General features: G+C 55.7%; 13 protein-coding genes and 2 pseudogenes. 11 read left to right on the top strand and 4 right to left on the bottom strand.

Features of this window, described 5'->3' with window-relative positions:
* Window positions 1-333: 333 nt before the first annotated feature.
* The 9 genes from AAE027_RS22980 (at window position 334) to AAE027_RS22940 (ending at window position 9,401) form a co-directional block, all read left to right on the top strand.
* On the top strand, window positions 334-1,146 hold the full coding sequence (locus AAE027_RS22980; protein ID WP_370988796.1) for a hypothetical protein: 813 nt from the start codon (window positions 334-336) through the stop codon (window positions 1,144-1,146).
* A gap of 397 nt (window positions 1,147-1,543) precedes the next feature.
* Window positions 1,544-1,741 (top strand): hypothetical protein, encoded by a 198-nt coding sequence (locus AAE027_RS22975; RefSeq protein ID WP_370988797.1) that lies wholly within the window; start codon window positions 1,544-1,546, stop codon window positions 1,739-1,741.
* Window positions 1,738-2,412, top strand: coding sequence for an ABC-three component system protein (locus AAE027_RS22970; RefSeq protein ID WP_370988798.1), 675 nt, complete (start codon window positions 1,738-1,740; stop codon window positions 2,410-2,412). Before AAE027_RS22975 ends, AAE027_RS22970 begins: the two co-directional genes overlap by 4 nt.
* Window positions 2,413-2,910, top strand: a complete 498-nt coding sequence (locus AAE027_RS22965) for an ABC-three component system middle component 5 (protein ID WP_370988799.1) — start codon at window positions 2,413-2,415, stop codon at window positions 2,908-2,910.
* On the top strand, window positions 2,897-4,807 hold the full coding sequence (locus tag AAE027_RS22960) for a hypothetical protein (RefSeq protein ID WP_370988800.1): 1,911 nt from the start codon (window positions 2,897-2,899) through the stop codon (window positions 4,805-4,807). Before AAE027_RS22965 ends, AAE027_RS22960 begins: the two co-directional genes overlap by 14 nt.
* 712 nt (window positions 4,808-5,519) lie before the next feature.
* On the top strand, window positions 5,520-6,005 hold the full coding sequence (locus tag AAE027_RS22955; protein ID WP_479714242.1) for a peptidoglycan-binding protein: 486 nt from the start codon (window positions 5,520-5,522) through the stop codon (window positions 6,003-6,005).
* Window positions 6,006-6,774: 769 nt separating this feature from the next.
* Window positions 6,775-7,266, top strand: coding sequence for a hypothetical protein (locus AAE027_RS22950; protein WP_370988802.1), 492 nt, complete (start codon window positions 6,775-6,777; stop codon window positions 7,264-7,266).
* An 87-nt stretch (window positions 7,267-7,353) separates the two neighbouring features.
* The gene (locus tag AAE027_RS22945) at window positions 7,354-8,025 is read left to right on the top strand and encodes a hypothetical protein (protein WP_370988803.1); all 672 of its coding nucleotides are present in this window, start codon (window positions 7,354-7,356) and stop codon (window positions 8,023-8,025) included.
* A gap of 332 nt (window positions 8,026-8,357) precedes the next feature.
* A complete protein-coding gene (locus tag AAE027_RS22940; protein ID WP_370988804.1) occupies window positions 8,358-9,401 on the top strand; it encodes a hypothetical protein in 1,044 nt (347 codons plus the stop codon).
* A 50-nt stretch (window positions 9,402-9,451) separates the two neighbouring features.
* Here the strand turns inward: AAE027_RS22940 and AAE027_RS22935 are convergent, their stop codons facing one another.
* Complete coding sequence (locus tag AAE027_RS22935; RefSeq protein ID WP_370988805.1) at window positions 9,452-10,042, bottom strand: hypothetical protein; 591 nt, start codon at window positions 10,040-10,042, stop codon at window positions 9,452-9,454.
* A 736-nt stretch (window positions 10,043-10,778) separates the two neighbouring features.
* A pseudogene (locus AAE027_RS22930) lies at window positions 10,779-11,327 on the bottom strand (integrase core domain-containing protein); the annotation flags it as partial.
* Window positions 11,328-11,784: 457 nt separating this feature from the next.
* Between AAE027_RS22930 and AAE027_RS22925 the strand changes: the two are divergent.
* Together AAE027_RS22925 and AAE027_RS22920 are read left to right on the top strand one after the other, a co-directional pair.
* The gene (locus tag AAE027_RS22925) at window positions 11,785-13,359 is read left to right on the top strand and encodes an amidophosphoribosyltransferase (protein WP_370988806.1); all 1,575 of its coding nucleotides are present in this window, start codon (window positions 11,785-11,787) and stop codon (window positions 13,357-13,359) included.
* Window positions 13,360-13,369: 10 nt separating this feature from the next.
* Window positions 13,370-14,050 carry an HAD family hydrolase gene (locus AAE027_RS22920; RefSeq protein ID WP_370988807.1) on the top strand — a complete coding sequence of 227 codons (681 nt, stop codon included), beginning with the start codon at window positions 13,370-13,372 and terminating at the stop codon, window positions 14,048-14,050.
* Between the two features lie 305 nt (window positions 14,051-14,355).
* Here AAE027_RS22920 and AAE027_RS22915 read toward each other — a convergent pair.
* Together AAE027_RS22915 and AAE027_RS22910 are read right to left on the bottom strand one after the other, a co-directional pair.
* Window positions 14,356-14,990, bottom strand: a pseudogene (locus AAE027_RS22915) (IS5 family transposase); the annotation flags it as partial.
* 54 nt (window positions 14,991-15,044) lie between these two features.
* On the bottom strand, window positions 15,045-15,302 hold a 258-nt coding region (locus AAE027_RS22910), incomplete at its 5' end, for a hypothetical protein (RefSeq protein WP_370988808.1).

Here is a 15,302-nt window from a genome sequence, read left to right as displayed (position 1 = left end):
TCCACATTCGAAAGGGGGCGGGCGAAATATGAAGTTGATTGCAATAGTTGCCGGTCTGTTGCTGCTCGGCGTGATCGGACAAGCAAACGCACGCGGAGGACATGGAGGGCGCGTCAGCTACGGCGGCGGACATCACACTACCAGTCATGGCGGCAGCTATTTGGGCGGATCCGGCTCATCACACCGTGGCGGGACTTATGTCAATTCGAGAACTGGCAACCGTTACGGCACTCATCGATAACGAGCGAAGAGGCAGGACTCGAGGCGCGGCCATTCGATGGGGCCATTTTGCCGGCGCGGCCAATTGGCATTGAAGATCAGGCGGGGAACGTATTGCGGACGATCGCCTACCGAAAATGGCAAGACGGCGCGATGATTATCCTTATTGGAAAGCTTCCTCTCGAAGGATTGCTGACATTCTTGCCCAATGTGAACCCCGCGCATCTTCGCATAGTTCGTCGAACCGGCTTCCAAATCTCGTACGTGCTTTTGGTTTCACAGAATCAATTCAACGTTTTGCTAAACAACTTGCAGCAGAGGTCGAATTTCGTGATCAACAAAATGGCCCCGGTTTTGTCGTACAGAAATTTATGGACGAGGGCGTTGGCACTCCCTTTGTTGCTCGCTGTTGGCTTGGGCTGTTTCGATTGCGCGAGAATGTCTACGCGAACAAGAACGATCGCGATGCTTTTGATAAGATCTTCCAGGCGGTTCTTTCGTCGGTTATGGCTACCCGTACTGCCGCAGGGAACGTCGAGGCAAAAAGGGCAGGCGCATGCCGCGCGCGCGCCGGGAGAGATAGTGAGAGTAGAGCACGGAACGGTTCACATCCTCGAATCGATTGATAAAAAGGTCGCGACTGAGGTCGAGACGTTCATAAATACATCCGTCCCCTCAATTAAAACTGGTTTGCAGAACCCTGGAAACTTCCTCGGCGCAGATATCGGTTTCCTGTTCAAAAAGAAGGTCGCGTTCGACGGCGGATTGGAGCGATTGCAGAACTCAGATCCTCTTGTCGCGAGTTATTTGGAAGAGGTTCGGAAGTGGACCGAGCCTTTGATTGGCGTCCGAAACGATTTGGAGCACGATTTATGGATTGTCCCGCGGATCGTTTATACAAACAACAATGGGCGGTTCCGCAGCTGAGCCTACAATCTTGGGGCTCGGCGCGACGCGATTTAGAAGCGACTACGTTGATCGCGTGATGTGTTTCGTTGAGGATTTGGTCGCACACCTTCTTCAGGCGAGAATGCCTCCGGGCGTTGCGGTTACCGAAGTCAAGCACCCTGGTCGAACAGCTGAAGCGCCGGAACGGTTTCGAATCACGCCGGCCGTCGGCGGTGAAGACGCTTGGGAGATAGGGTACCGCGCGGAGCGCTTCGAGGAGATCTAGGCATCGGTACGTCCATTTGGCGCTGCCGAGAGGGATGCGGTCGGCCCCTACGAAGGGCTAAGATGTTGATTTCTGAAGTGAAACCCGTCTCCCGCTATTGCCAAAAAATGCAACTGATGGTAGCCGTTAGATGTGCTGGGGAGGAAACGTGTGGGCGATGTGATTTCTCACGTATTGACCTTTATTGCTGGCCTCGCTGCGGGTGTGGTGGTCAAAATCAGGTTTGATGCAAGTCGGCGTTCCGTCTCTGCCAACAGCGTCGCCGGCGATAGCCAAGGCAAAGTCGTGCAAAGCGGCAACACCGTTAGAGGGCACATGTCCGGGCGTGACGTGAATGTGCGAGATTGACCGAGAACGCTAACGGCACTGAGGAGTCCCGGCCGGCTTCGGGTACTGCGCTTACGATTCACCAGCCGTCCAGCACTGCGCTCACCACGAGTCAAACTGGAAACATTGTCCATGGCCATATGGGTGGCCGGGATGTGAACGTATACGCCCCCGAAGGCGACCTTCACATTACGCAGCAGTTACCAAGCGCCAATTCCAGAAGCGTGTTTCGTAAGCTATTTGACAAGCTGGAGAATGAGGCCGCCACTGATAGAACTCTTACAACATACATACGTCAGCTGGAAATTTACACTCGGCGTGTCGAAGACGAGAAGGTTATTGGTCTGGAGAAAAAATTGAAGATGGCAGGCCGCGAGCGTCAGGTTTCGATGGCTGTAGCTCTGAAAGAGAGCGTCTATGCCGACATTAAGACGAATGTGTTCTCTTCGACGTATCAGCTTATTGTCGCGACTCTTATGTCAAAGATCCATGAGCGATTTGAAACCGAGATACGTCCGCTAATCGAGGCCGGTCTGGACAGGGCTCATATAGACAAAGTCTTCTCCGAGCAGATTACAATTCCGATATCCCAAGAGCTCGATGACTGCCCTCAGTTTAAAGACGTGGCAGTGGATTATGTGCGAGGCATGACGTTCTTCCTCACTGGCAATTGTCACATTCGGTGGGACTAAATGCTTGTATATCACCCGGCATTCGACATCTATCACGGCGTCTTCCGAGCGCTCTTGCTGCTGGAGAATGTGCCGAACAAGTCGATGCCCTTTGATGCGCTGCGTATTGTTGACCTATATTTTCTGTTTCCCTACCTCTTAGCCGACTTTGAATTTCCAAGAGGGGCCGGCCGAAGGGGCCGACGGCTAGCAGGGCCCAAGTCACGCTTCAATACTCTGCCATCTCCAAAGACCTTTGTGTCGCAAATGCAGGGCCTTCATATGCTAATTGCGGCGGCACTTGCCGGTCGCGGCCTGATTCAGGGGGAGGCACTGAAGCGTGGGAACGTGGAGAGAACAGATGCTGTTGTCTCCGAGGAGTTACTCGGACAGTCGACTTCCGAAGACATTGAATTGGCTGCTTACTTGGGTTCGAACCTCGCGACGATACCATTGCTCGGCAAGGATGGGCTGAAGGCGCGTTCGAGGTTGATGGAGTTTCGGTATGATCCGGCGTGATCCATCGCTACGGCTGCTGCGTCTAGTCGTCACCAAATCCGGAAAAAGCGCGTACGACGAAGTGTTTCATCCGGGAGTAAACGTTATCAGAAGCGAGGGAAACAGTCGTGGCAAGTCAACGATTGCCGATCTGATATTCTTCGCGCTGGGTGGCGATCTAACAGAGTGGAAGGCTGAGGCAGGTAGCTGCGATCAAACTTTCGCTGAGGTTGCCACCAATGGTGCGGTACTGACGTTGCGCCGCGAGATATCGGTAGGGTCAAGACAAGTCCCTATGTGGGTATACTTCGGTGCGCTCGCTGATGGGATAGAGAGCGCGGCCGAGGGGTGGACCAGGTTGCCTTACGCGCGAACCGGCGGAAAGGAGAGTTTCAGCCAACTTCTATTCAGAACGATGGGCATTCCTGAAGTCCCAACGGAGGACGCCAACATCACGATGCATCAGCTGTTGCGGCTTATGTATGTTGATCAGATGACGCCCGTCAGTGCGATCTTCAGAATGGAGGAGCGGGATTCTCCATATAGAAGGCAGGCGGTAGGCGATGTGCTTTGCGGTGTGTTGGACGAGCGAATTTATCCAAGCCAGATAAGATTACGGCAGCTAGACAAAGAGTACGGCGAGACTTCAGGCCAATTCTCTGGCTTAATGCGAGTTTTGCACCGCGTTGACGAAAGTCTAGATTTCTCTGACCTTCTGAGTAAGACGGCGCAAACTGAAGAGTCGCGCCGGAAGGCATTGGACGAAATTGAGCAGTTGAGGGGAGCAAGGTACTCATCCGACCACAAGCCGTCTGGTGAGTCGGCCGTCCTCGGCACCTTGCGGCGAGATCTGGACAAGGTAAGTCGAGACATCGTGGTTTTGCAGCGCGACATCGATCGTCTTATCCTCGCAATTGAGGATGCAGATCTTTTGATTTCCGATCTGGGAAAGAATTTAGTTCAGATCAGGCAGTCGCAGGCAACCGGGAAAAGCCTTGGGCCACTCACGTTCTCATTTTGCCCAAGCTGTTTCTCTCCAATTGAAGGAGCCGCAGACGGGCACCATTGCCACTTATGTAAAAGCGAACTCGGAGAGGCACACGATCTTTCTCGGTACGCACGAATTCGCAATGAACTGGAGATGCAGCTAAAGGAATCGCGTGAACTTCAAAAGACACGCGCGATAGACCGGGATGCTCTTCAACGCAGGCTCGATGGGCTGCAACGTATCAGGAGCGCCTTATCTGATGAGCTGTTGGATAGGTCCAGGCACTACCTGACAGAGGCGGACGCGAGAATTGAAGTTCTAACCCGCTCCGTAGGCTACTTTGATCGAGAGCTGATTGATCTCGACAGGGACCGGAGGCTTGCTGCGGAGGTCGTCGACCTCGCTGCTCAGAAGGAGCGCCTTAACAAGGAGTTGTCGGAGCTTAGGCGCAACATTGCTGCTTGGACCGAGGCGAAGGAGCAACGTCAGTCCTCCATCTACAATTTGATCTCAAGAATAACCGCAGAAATTCTTGCGGGAGACATTCCTAGTGATATTGAGCCGGTGCAATCTGATGGAGTCAGGTTCAATTTTCGCGAGAATGAAATCGTTGTCAACGAAAAGCGCGGGTATTCCGCCAGTTCGCGTACGGTTATCAAGAATGCTTTTCATCTTGCGATGCTTTTCGCCTCATGCGTTGATGTGAGAATGAAATATCCGAAGTTTCTGTTGATCGATAATATCGAGGACAAGGGCATGACTCCTGCACGCAGTCATCAGTTCCAGCGCCTGATTCTCAAAATGAGCAATGATACGGAGGTCGAGCATCAGATAATCTTCACCACATCGATGCCCGATCCCATATTGGAGGCGTCGCCGTACACCGTCGGTCCCCAGTACAGCGCGACTAGGAAATCATTGAAAGTGTAGCGGTATCGTCCAAGCTATTCACTGCTAGTCGGGAAGTTTGACCGATTCGACACACGCCTTCTTTAGTCGCTTTAATTGAGCGTTCGAGTAGAGGCCGAAGGTGATCCCGACCTCGCTCTCATGGCCCATGATGTTCGCCACGACGTTCTTTCGATGTCCGGCGTCTCAGCTTTTGTCGCAAACCAACGTCTGAAACTGTGGAAGTTGACTTTGGACCGTCGCGCACCTGGTCTCTTGTCATGGACACCATGTTTCTTGCGGTATTAGGTAAACCGCTTGGAGAGGGCCATGGTCCGGTTGCAGTCCCAGCCGGTGTCCTGAAAGTCTCGGGAAGCAGATAAGCCGCCCCCTCACGTTCGCGCATGAGTTTTGCAATCATTGGCCGCAAAGCCGAATGAATCGGAATGGTCCGAATTCCGGGCGCAGATTTACTGCGAGTGACGCTGAACGTGTTGTCGCGGCAATCACCGACGCGGAGCTGTCCGATTTCGTAGAGGCGCATCCCCGAGCGTTTGATTGCAAGCCGCATGTGGCGGGTGGCCAGGAGTGCCTCCACTGCCCACCTGCTGCCACGCAAGGGCCGGACTGATTTCCTCGATGCCGCAGTTGTTGGGATGCGAGGTCGAACTGTGGATGATGACTTGGTTGAACCGAAATTCGCAGGCGGTCGGAATTGTGTGACGCGCGGGTGCGACCGCGGACTGTGTGACCCGTGGCAACTGCCGTGCCGGTCGACGGTGCAGGCGGCCCGCTGGTCACCGAACCCGGACGGCACAGAGAGCCGCTGACCTTCGAGCGCCGCAACTACATCGGTGGACCGAACCTGTACGCGGGACACCGCAGCCATTCGAGCCACAGCAGTCGCTCCAGCCACAGCAGCCATTATTTGGGCAGCGGCGGCTCGCACTCCTATCCCGCGGCACCGCCGGTGCCGGATGTCGCAACAAGCCCGGCGATCGCGCCGCCGCCAACACCCACCATGCCGTCGGCATTGGGACCCAGGCCGGAAAAGCCCGAGATCGTGGTGATGAGAGTTCAACTCGAGCTCAAGGCTCGCAAGCTGTATGCGGGGCCGATCGATGGCCGCATTAGCCAGGAGCTGCGGGACGCGCTTAGGGCGTTTCAGATCCTGCAACGACTGCCCGGGACCGGCACCATGGACAATCTCACACTGGCGAAGCTCGGCACCATTTACTGAGACCGCCACGCGATATCCAAGCCGAACCGAACCGGCTTGATTGCCTCATCGAGGCCGCGCCGGATTCAAACGGGTTGCCGAAAGCGCGCGAATCGGCCTGCGAATGGCGATCTCGGAAAGGCCGCGAGGACACCGCTCCCGAGTCGTTAACCAGAGGTAAATCGGGCGAAAGATTTGCTCCGCTTGCGATTTCGCGACTCAGGTTATGTCTCGTCCAGCTGTTGGAACCGAGGACGATCGCAATGTCAGGCGGCAATGCCAACGAGGCGTGCTCAGTCGGCGGAAGGCTCATCGCCTATTTCGTTGTCACAGGTTCAACGTTGGCGAGCATGACGGTTCTCCTGTTCCGGGGCGTACCCGCATTGCTTCAAAACTGCGGCTGACAAGTGCGTTGCCAGATGCAGCGCTGCTTGTCGCTACGGCCAGACTCACCCTAAGCAATCAGACGAAACTCACTTCCAAGATCTGGGGTCCAAGGATGCGAAATTCGACGCGAGATCTGCCGGCGAGTGGCTATGCCATCATGGTCGACGGTTGTGTAAAGACGAGTTCGAGACGAGGGATGGCATCGAACATGGAGCGCGGGATCCGAAGCGACGATTTCCCATGTTGCAGGTCAGGGTCTACGACGCGCAGGACACGATCCGATCACGAGATAAGCGCGTTTTGACGTTGCGAACGGACGGAACTTTGAGCCGCCAAGCCGCGCCGAGTTCGCGCTTTCGTTCTGAGCTCCTGGGGGATATATCGCTCCGCCGGAGAGTAGACGATGGTTCAAAAGCAAACGAAAAAATCTCGCCAGAATCTTGGGCGAGCAAATCAGAGCGAAAACAGTTTGGGCGAGGACATTCGGGACCGCATTGTGGCATTGAGAAATCTGCCGCGCGAACAGCTGGCGGATGCGGTGTTCATGCTTGCGATGGACGCGAAGCGGCAGAGCGCGTTGCTACGAGAAGCGATCAATCAGCGCGTCGACGTCGAGACCTGTTCAATCTCAACTCCAGGTGCGGATCTGACGACCTATCTTGCGGAGGAAACGGTGTCGACACTTCGTCACCACGCCGCAAGTGCTCCTTCCTTTCTCGATGCGCTGGTGCAGAGGTCGCGTGACGTTCGGTTCACGGTTGACCAGGCCGAGGCCGTCGCCCTGGTTGCCGCAACGGTTCGGGAACAGCGGATCGAAGGTATCCTTGAGGGTCTCCGGCTGGCTGGTGTTTTGAACGAGTCACGTAAGGATCGTCACGCTGGCTACGATTCCTGAAGCGATAATTCTGCGCTGCGGAGATCGTCACCCGACAGGCTAAGTCAGGCGTTCCGACTTTGGGCGGAAACGGCGGTCCCACAAGTCATGAAGACCCTGCGGTTCGGGGATAACCGCTCGGTCGAGATGATCAAATTGATCGAACTGGGCGGTCGGCATCAACGCGTGGGAGCGGCCGCCCGCGAACAGCAGATACGCAGAGATAGCCTCCGTGGCGCGGGCGAGCACGCGCGCGGTTGCGGTGATGCGATCATTTGTGATGATCGCTTCGGCAAGAGCCTTGCGGCTCTCCGCGCTGCCAGCATGGGCAAGGTAGGCATGGCTCCAATTCGCCTGTTCGTCCGCACCGCTGTCATTGAGTCAACCTTCTATCCGGTCAAGAAGCGCCCGCGGCAGCCGGTCTTCACGCTTGCGGGCTGCTGGTGCGATGCCGACGAGGCTGTCAAACTGTTGATGCGCCATTTGCGACGTTCCCCATGCCTGGGGACCACTTATCGTACCCGAAAAGGGGCCTTTGTTCGCGTATTGGACGAATTCTGCGTGAATCACGGGCTCGTAGTCGTAGGGCAAACCGTCATGACAGACGTAGTTCTCGCGCGTAAACAGCGCATAGTTGCGGCGGATATCGAGATGAGATTCCGCAGAGAGATCGTATTCCTGGTCCTGTCCATAAGCCGCCGGATCGCGAGCACTTGCGTTGCGACATGGCCCTTAATCAGCTTCTCAGCGACAAGGCTGCTTGTGAGCGGACTGTTCTGATCGTTGGCGCCCAAATGCGCCAGCGTCCGGAACGAGACGTCATTCCAGACCATCGCCGAAAGCGTGGTCTAGATTGCATGATCCGCGTCGTGGTCCATCCAGTTCAGCCATGTGAGCCGCTTGGCGCGGTACGCCTCCAGCGCCGGGCGGCGCTCGGACGGCACATCGCAATCGGTTAGGCTGTAAACTGGGGAATCGTTCATCAGTCGAATATAGGCGATCAGCGGAGTCTGGCAAGTTTACCCCGGACAAAAGGCGCTTTGCCCGCTATCGGTATGCACGGTTGCGCAGCGCAGATTTAGATTTAGCGATTCACGGGATAACCTTTCCGGATGATTGAAAACAGACCCGCCTCGCTGCTGGCCGACCCAGCCTATAGCATTTTGCCGAAGCTGCCCATGAAGGTGGATTGGACATCCGTCCCGGAATTGATCCGGGTAGCGACGCTCGATCTTGGAGGGGTCCAACCCGTCACGAAAGCAATGAGTGAAGCGGCGGGCGGGACGTTGCAAGACAAGCCGAGTGAGGGAGAGGTAGAACTCTTCCGGAAGCGCGGCACGACCTTTCAGCTCATTTCCATCGTCCTCAGCTGCGTGCCTGCCGGCAGGGTGGACGATGTGCTGCAAGTCCGGCCATTCGCCATGACGCTTATTCCTGCATCGAAGCGCGACAAGGTCCAGGAAACCACAATAGACTTGGTCGCTAAGCTCGACCTGGATGCATGGCTCGCGACCGAACCAATGTATGCAGGTTACGATCCTTTCACCGGGGATTGGCGCCTCTCCGGAAATCTGCCCGGCTATATGGGCGGCGAACAGAAGGGGTACCTAGACGAAATGGGCTTTGTCATTGATCAATTCTTCCTGGCGACAGAGCTGGCTGAAGATGACGAGGTCCTCACGATGGACCTCAAGATGCCGTCCGATCAGATGAAGGTCCGGTACGAAAAGCACCGGCGGAAGCTGTTCTTCACGCCGTTCAAACAGGTCGAAGCGCGGCGCGTCTGGGGTGCCGAGACTCCCATTGAGCTGTTCGTGATTCAGGCCCTTGCGAAGGAAAACCTGCATCCTGCCTGTCAGATGCTAATCATGAGCGACGGGGCAACGTTTCCGTCCTGGTACCATCTCTGGAACGACGTGGAATTCCGCCACACAGACGGTCTTGTGACGGAAGCCGACCTCTTCTTTGAAAAAGAGCGTGTCGCCGTGTTCTGCGACGGCGGGCACCATACGCGCGCAAAGCAAAAGGCGAAGGACGCGGCGATCACCGAAAAGCTAGCCGCGTTAGGCATCCGTTCCGTGCGTATTCCCGGAGATGAAATCAGGACCGGCCTTGCCAAGGCCATTGCCCGGGTCAAAGAAGTTCTTGGACAATAATTGGAATGCATTTCAAGCGACCACAGGGAGTGGATCGGAAACATCAGCTTTTACCGACAGGCAAACTCCAGGTCATCGAGGTCGCGCGGTTCTTCTCTGCTGCCTTCCTTCGCGCTCACAAATTTCATATTCACGCGCGGAGGAACGGCAAAGTCCACTTCAAGAAAGGCTGTGCCCAATTTCATGCTGCTCTGAATGCGCTTGGCAGTCACCGCGCTTGAGATCAGGGCCGACACCAGTACGCCGCTGCTTGGAGCCTTTGCAGCTATTGCGGTGACCTTCTGTGCATCGGTATTGGCATTGGACTTCAGGCGCAAACGCGCTTTGGGTGGAAAGCCCCACGTAACTTTAAACGTGGTGACCTCATAACCCATTTGTTCAAGGAAAGGCAAAGCGTCGCCCACTTGTTGGGTGAACGAGTTGAACTCGGTCATTAGTCTGCCGGTCGGATCGGACAAATCGGGGAGGGACAGATCAGGCATCGAGGGCAGCGAGACGGACGGAAACGAAGGCATCATATCACGGGCGGACTTCGTAATGCCGTCCAGCCTGCTGGGCGCGGCATCGTCAGCCAGAAGCGGCGCGTTGTCAAAGACCAAACTTGCAACAAGCAGAACAAAGAATGCAAATTTCGTTCGCATTTGTGAAATCTCCGAGAGAAAGGTCTCAATAGAATAACAACCTGCGGATGCGCGCATAGGGTGCGCCGAAAGTCTAAGTGCAAACCCGCCACACGAGAACATGCCGACAGGATAAAGTCTGCATAGGGCCCTTGATACCACGAATGATTCGCGGCGCCCCCCGGATGATGAGAGAGGAGCCCAAGTATGCCTGACGTTGGAGGTGCGGTTGCCGCGTTCGCACTAGGTGACATCGCCTGGGCTGTCGTTCGTCGGGCAGCCCTTCAGAAGTTTCTTCGATCTGCGGCGCGAGGTGATCCATAAGAGTGTACTCTACGACAACGTTAGAGCGGTGCAAACAGCGGCGGCTAAGCCGGTTGACCTAAGTGAGGACGAGCTAGAGATTGGGCGACGCCCAAGCCACTTTTCGCGATCTTGCGGCCAGGATGCGTGCATTTGCGCTGAATGAAGGTTTCGCGGTTCGGTGTGAGTTGGCGGTACGATCCAATGACGGCAAGCACTGCACTTCTTGCGGTCTCAAATACTCTGCATAGCTACGGCGCGGATAAGACGTTAGCGAAAAGCAAGCTCGAAGAGGTTCTCCGGTTTAAAATTGTCGCGAGCTACCTCGCGCTGTAGGGACGAGATGGCGGGCTCTATGCGGCAGCACGACGTTGCAGGACCGTGGGGAAACGCCTCTGCTCTCGATTGTGGGCACTTAGAAGGGCCTTTACCCACAGAGGCATGCTGTCAGCCTTCAATCGAATGCGTTGCGAGTTGCTGTAGTGCTGCTCCGTGACCGGAGCGAGCCTCTCGCGCTCCTCCCGGCTAGAGTCCGAGTTCGGTTGCTTGTGGCCAAGTATCGCGCTCGCACCGCCGGCCAGTCCGCGGTCTTCCAGGAACGTCGTGATCGTTTTCCGGCGGTCGTGCGGGGTTCACGGACGGATCCCGAATTGTTCGAACGGTTCGGCCTGGCCTTCAGCGGCCGCGGTTTGCTTTGCAGGCAGAGCCGTCTCCAGGCGGCGACGAGCACCTCGCGATCGTGGAACGCATAAGTCAGCTCCGGCAGGCCGGCATAGTGAATCGTTGAGGCGGTGTAGAGCTCAGCGGGGCATTTCATGTTGAGCGCCTCATGGGAACGCTCGGTATTGAACTCGTGGAGGAAGGCATCGAAGCGCTCTTGCTGCTGCAGGCTATTGGCGCCCGGCGGCCCGGTGGTTTCCTGTTTGAGCGTGAGATGCATGCGCTCATGACGGCCGTTCTGCTGCGGATGGCCGGGCTTGATGCGTTCGAGAGCAATGCCGAGCGTTGTGGCTCATAACTGGGATGACCATCCAAGAGCGCGAGCTGCGCCATGCGGCCTTGCTATGGACGAGGACAACACATTGATCTCGCCGATCGGTGGGCAGAGGTGGGTGACACTCAGTTACGCGTTCATGAAGAGCCGCCTTAAGAATACATCAAGGCGACTCAGTGATGTCTTCGCGCGCTGCCGTTCGAATGATAGAGCAGCTTTAGCTTTGTTATTTCTCATACGAGCTTGTTGCCCTTCAGACGGATTGTCGCAAAATCGCCAGCTCAGTTGTCCGGCCATAGAGATTGAGATGGCCTGAATCTCGACACCTGTGGGTTTGATGGCCGGGCCAAATTGCTAAACGCTGGTACGAAGCTTGCTTAAAGGCAGGACTATGTCTTCTCGGGTCGGCGGATTACGTCCGCTTGTGACGGGCTCGCGACACGGACGCTACATGAGGGTTACCAGCATGTCAGGTATCGCTGCCGCTTTTCTATTGCCTTGGAGCAGTTCCCAGCAGACGGTTTATGATCGGCTCAAGCACATGCTTCCGAAGCTCTCACTTCGTGGACAGGCAGGAGTCGGCATCGCCGCCTTTATGCACAACAAAGGCGTTCGATATAAAGCTGCGTCTCGGCCATCACACGAACTGCGTGCGATCGAGAGTGATGAGCAGGATCTGGAGTTCACCCCCCATGTGGCGATCGCTCATGTTCGCGGTCGACTTTGCACAGAGGGTGAGAGCGACGATCAACCGACTCCAAATCTCAGGGCCACCTCCCCTCAACTGACAATTTCTTTGGACGGAGCGTTAGTAAATGCCCGTGAGGTTAGGGCAGAACTGGTTGCCCAAGGTCGCACCCTCGATGGTCGGACGGATGCCGAACTGTTGCTCAAGCTGGTTGAACACATTTGTGAAAGGGATTATTGGCGCCAAGGCCTGCGGGTCAACTATGAGAACGTCTTTCGTGAGATTGATGAGCGCATTGACGGTGCTATCAGTGCGCTTTTGCTGGACATCGAAGGAAATCTGATTGCGTTCCGCAATAGATATGGTTTGCGTCCTTTGGAGTTCATGCAGACGGACGATGGATTCTTGCTCTTTGCGTCGGAAAATTGCGCCTTTGTCGGACTTCGGGGCAAGGCAGACCAAATCGTCCCCGGCTACATCAAATATGTGGATGGCAAAAAGGGGCATTGCCTCGATCGTTGTGTCAGCGATTCTCAACGCGCCGCCAAGCTTTGCGCCTACGAAACTCTTTACCTCGGAAGTCCGGATACGTCGATCCAGGGCCGATCTCACTTCGAAACTCGTTACAGTATCGGTTTCTCGCTGGGTGATCTTATTGCGCGTCGGCTTCCCACACAGCCGGACGCCACTCCAATCATCGTCGCGTCCATGCCTCATACCGGAGGGCCCTACGCTGACGGCTTATTTTCATCTCTCGTAGCACGCGGGGTTAGCGCCGAACGGCGTGAAGTCATCGAGACTCAAATCTCTGAACGAACTCTCATCGGCCCAAGCAGTGAGCGCAAGCGCCGTATTGCTCACAAATACCGTTTGGCTTCGACTGACGTCGACAAACGCACGATACTTATCGCCGATGAAGCCCTCATTCGGGGCGATACCAGTCGTACCGTAACGAATATGCTTCTTGCGGCGGGTGTCAAAGCTGTCCATTGGGGAATCGGCTCACCGCCTATCGTGGCTCCAAATTACTACGGCGTGAATATTGAGACCATCGATGAGCTGGCCTTCTGGCGGACATGGAAGGGACTGTCCGCTCAACAGCGGAAGCAAAGCCTACTATTTAAAGATATCGAGCCGCATGTCCTCAAAACCATTGAAGGAAGAATTGCGGCCTCGATCAATGCGGCAACTGTGACTTACTTACCCTTCCCGCGTCTCACATCGTTGCTGCCGCGTGGGAGCGAGGGAATAGATTTGTCACCCTTTACGTTCGAAATGCCAACTCCTGCAGGGCAAACGCGCGCAAATAGAGACTTGCATAACCTGGTGGCTGACCACTATAGCGCTGCCTGAGGCCCGAAGCATGAAGCCAGTTTTTGTTTTTGATTGGAATGGCACGTTGCTTGACGATGCCAATGCGCTACTGCAAACGACGAACACTATCTTGGAGCGCTTCGGACGCCCGACGATCGATCTGGACACCTTTCGGGATCATTCCGATGTCCCACTCTCCATTCTTTTCCGAAATGTCGGAATGTCAGAAGAGGAAGTCGCAGCCGTAGATCACGATGGGGGCGCAATCTTTCATGATACGTACGAGCCGCTAGCCGATAAAGCGGAGTTACGCATAGGTGCGCGCGCAATGCTGGAATTGGTGCGCCAAGAAGCGGCGTCGTCCATCATAGTGAGCAACCATATAGTTGCGCCCCTTGTTGCTCAATTGCAAAGGCTCGGAATTGATCGCTACTTCAACGGCGTTCTGGCCTTTGAAAGCCGTGCCACACAGTATAAAACGATGAGCAAAGGGGAGAGACTTCGGCGATATATGGAGCAAAATGATATAAATCCCGAGACAACCTTCATCATCGGGGATATGCCAGTAGAAACGAATATTGCACGAAGCCTTGGACTGATAAGCATATCCATTACCGGTGGATTTGTTTCCGAGTCGCGCTTGCGAGCTGCGAAGCCGGACCACATCATCCACAACTATCACGAGCTGTTACCAATCGTTCAAACGCACGGCTTTTTTCTAAATGGATAGATGCTATGTGCGAACGCGAGACACCGCACTTACGCCGGCGGCGAGACGGGGCAGGCCTTCTCGGAGTGGGCGCCGGGGGAAAGACCTGTGATCTCAGCAGCTCGGCTAGTCAGAGTGAAGGTGACGATAATCGCCGGGGGCGCTGGGTCGGACTGCCCTGAAAGATCTGTCCTGCCTAGCCACCGCCAGGTCACAGGCGATGGGCTTAGGATAAGGTGGATTGCTCGCCGCGTCTGCCGAAAGGCGTGACTACTCGCTGCACAACCTCGTACTTCTGCAATTACTCTGCTCAGAAGCTCAGAAGGCGCGATAGTACGGGTAGACTTGACGCTGACCACCGCGCGAGTGCGATAAAGGTACGGGCTGAAGCAGATCGGATCGCTGCGATTGCTCTTCGGCGGGATGTCAGCCCACGCCCCTTTTTTCATAGCCAGTTCCCTTATCTAGTCGGCGTCATTGACCCGGGAGAGCAGTTTTCCGGCAAGTCGAATGTCGTGGTCCTCGCCGGAGCTCAACGCCAGCCGTACTGGCAAACCATTGCTATCGACCGCCGCCTGGATTTTAGTCGTCAAGCCGCCGCGTACCCTTCCCATCGATTGGCGCCGAGTCCTAGTGATGCAGGCATCCATGCTGATGCACGCGGACAATCGAGGTGTCGATCATTTGGACAGTATTCGTGCGCAGCAGCAAGTGCGTCTATGATGCGGCCCCAGACACCAGCCCGCCGCCAACGGACGAAGCCGTTGTAGCCAAGTGGTATCCGGACCAACCTCCCGGGCAGATCACGCCAAGGTGCTCCAGAGCGCAAGACCCAGAAGATGCCATCGAGAACACGACGGTCGTTAACCCGAGGAACGCCACGCGGCTTGTTCGGCAGGATGGGCTTGATGGCATTCCATTCATAATCGGCGAGTTCGTAGCGACATGATTCAAGCCCCAGTTTGGAAGCTTGAATCACAGGGATCTGGCCAGACGCAACGCTCCGGTTGGACGCTTACGGGGTAGAAGCGGATATCAGCCAACCGACAATCTCCGCTGAAACCGTCGAAAATGACCCAAAGGCGACCTCATGGACTGGCACCAGATTTCTACGTTGGCGGGTCAATGCTGGACGGAACATTGGTGCTATGATTTTGCCGTCAAGGCCCGCAGAGCTTCTGGACCAGGGGATCATCCCTATGACGCGAAAAAGCGACTTTTGAAAATGCACTTCGCGAAAGTGAGCAACGGTTGCGCTGGCTCGCCTCCATAG

The sequence above is a fragment of the Bradyrhizobium sp. DN3 genome, from assembly GCF_041357655.1.
GTDB lineage: Bacteria > Pseudomonadota > Alphaproteobacteria > Rhizobiales > Xanthobacteraceae > Bradyrhizobium.
This window is presented reverse-complemented; position numbering and strand designations above follow the sequence as displayed.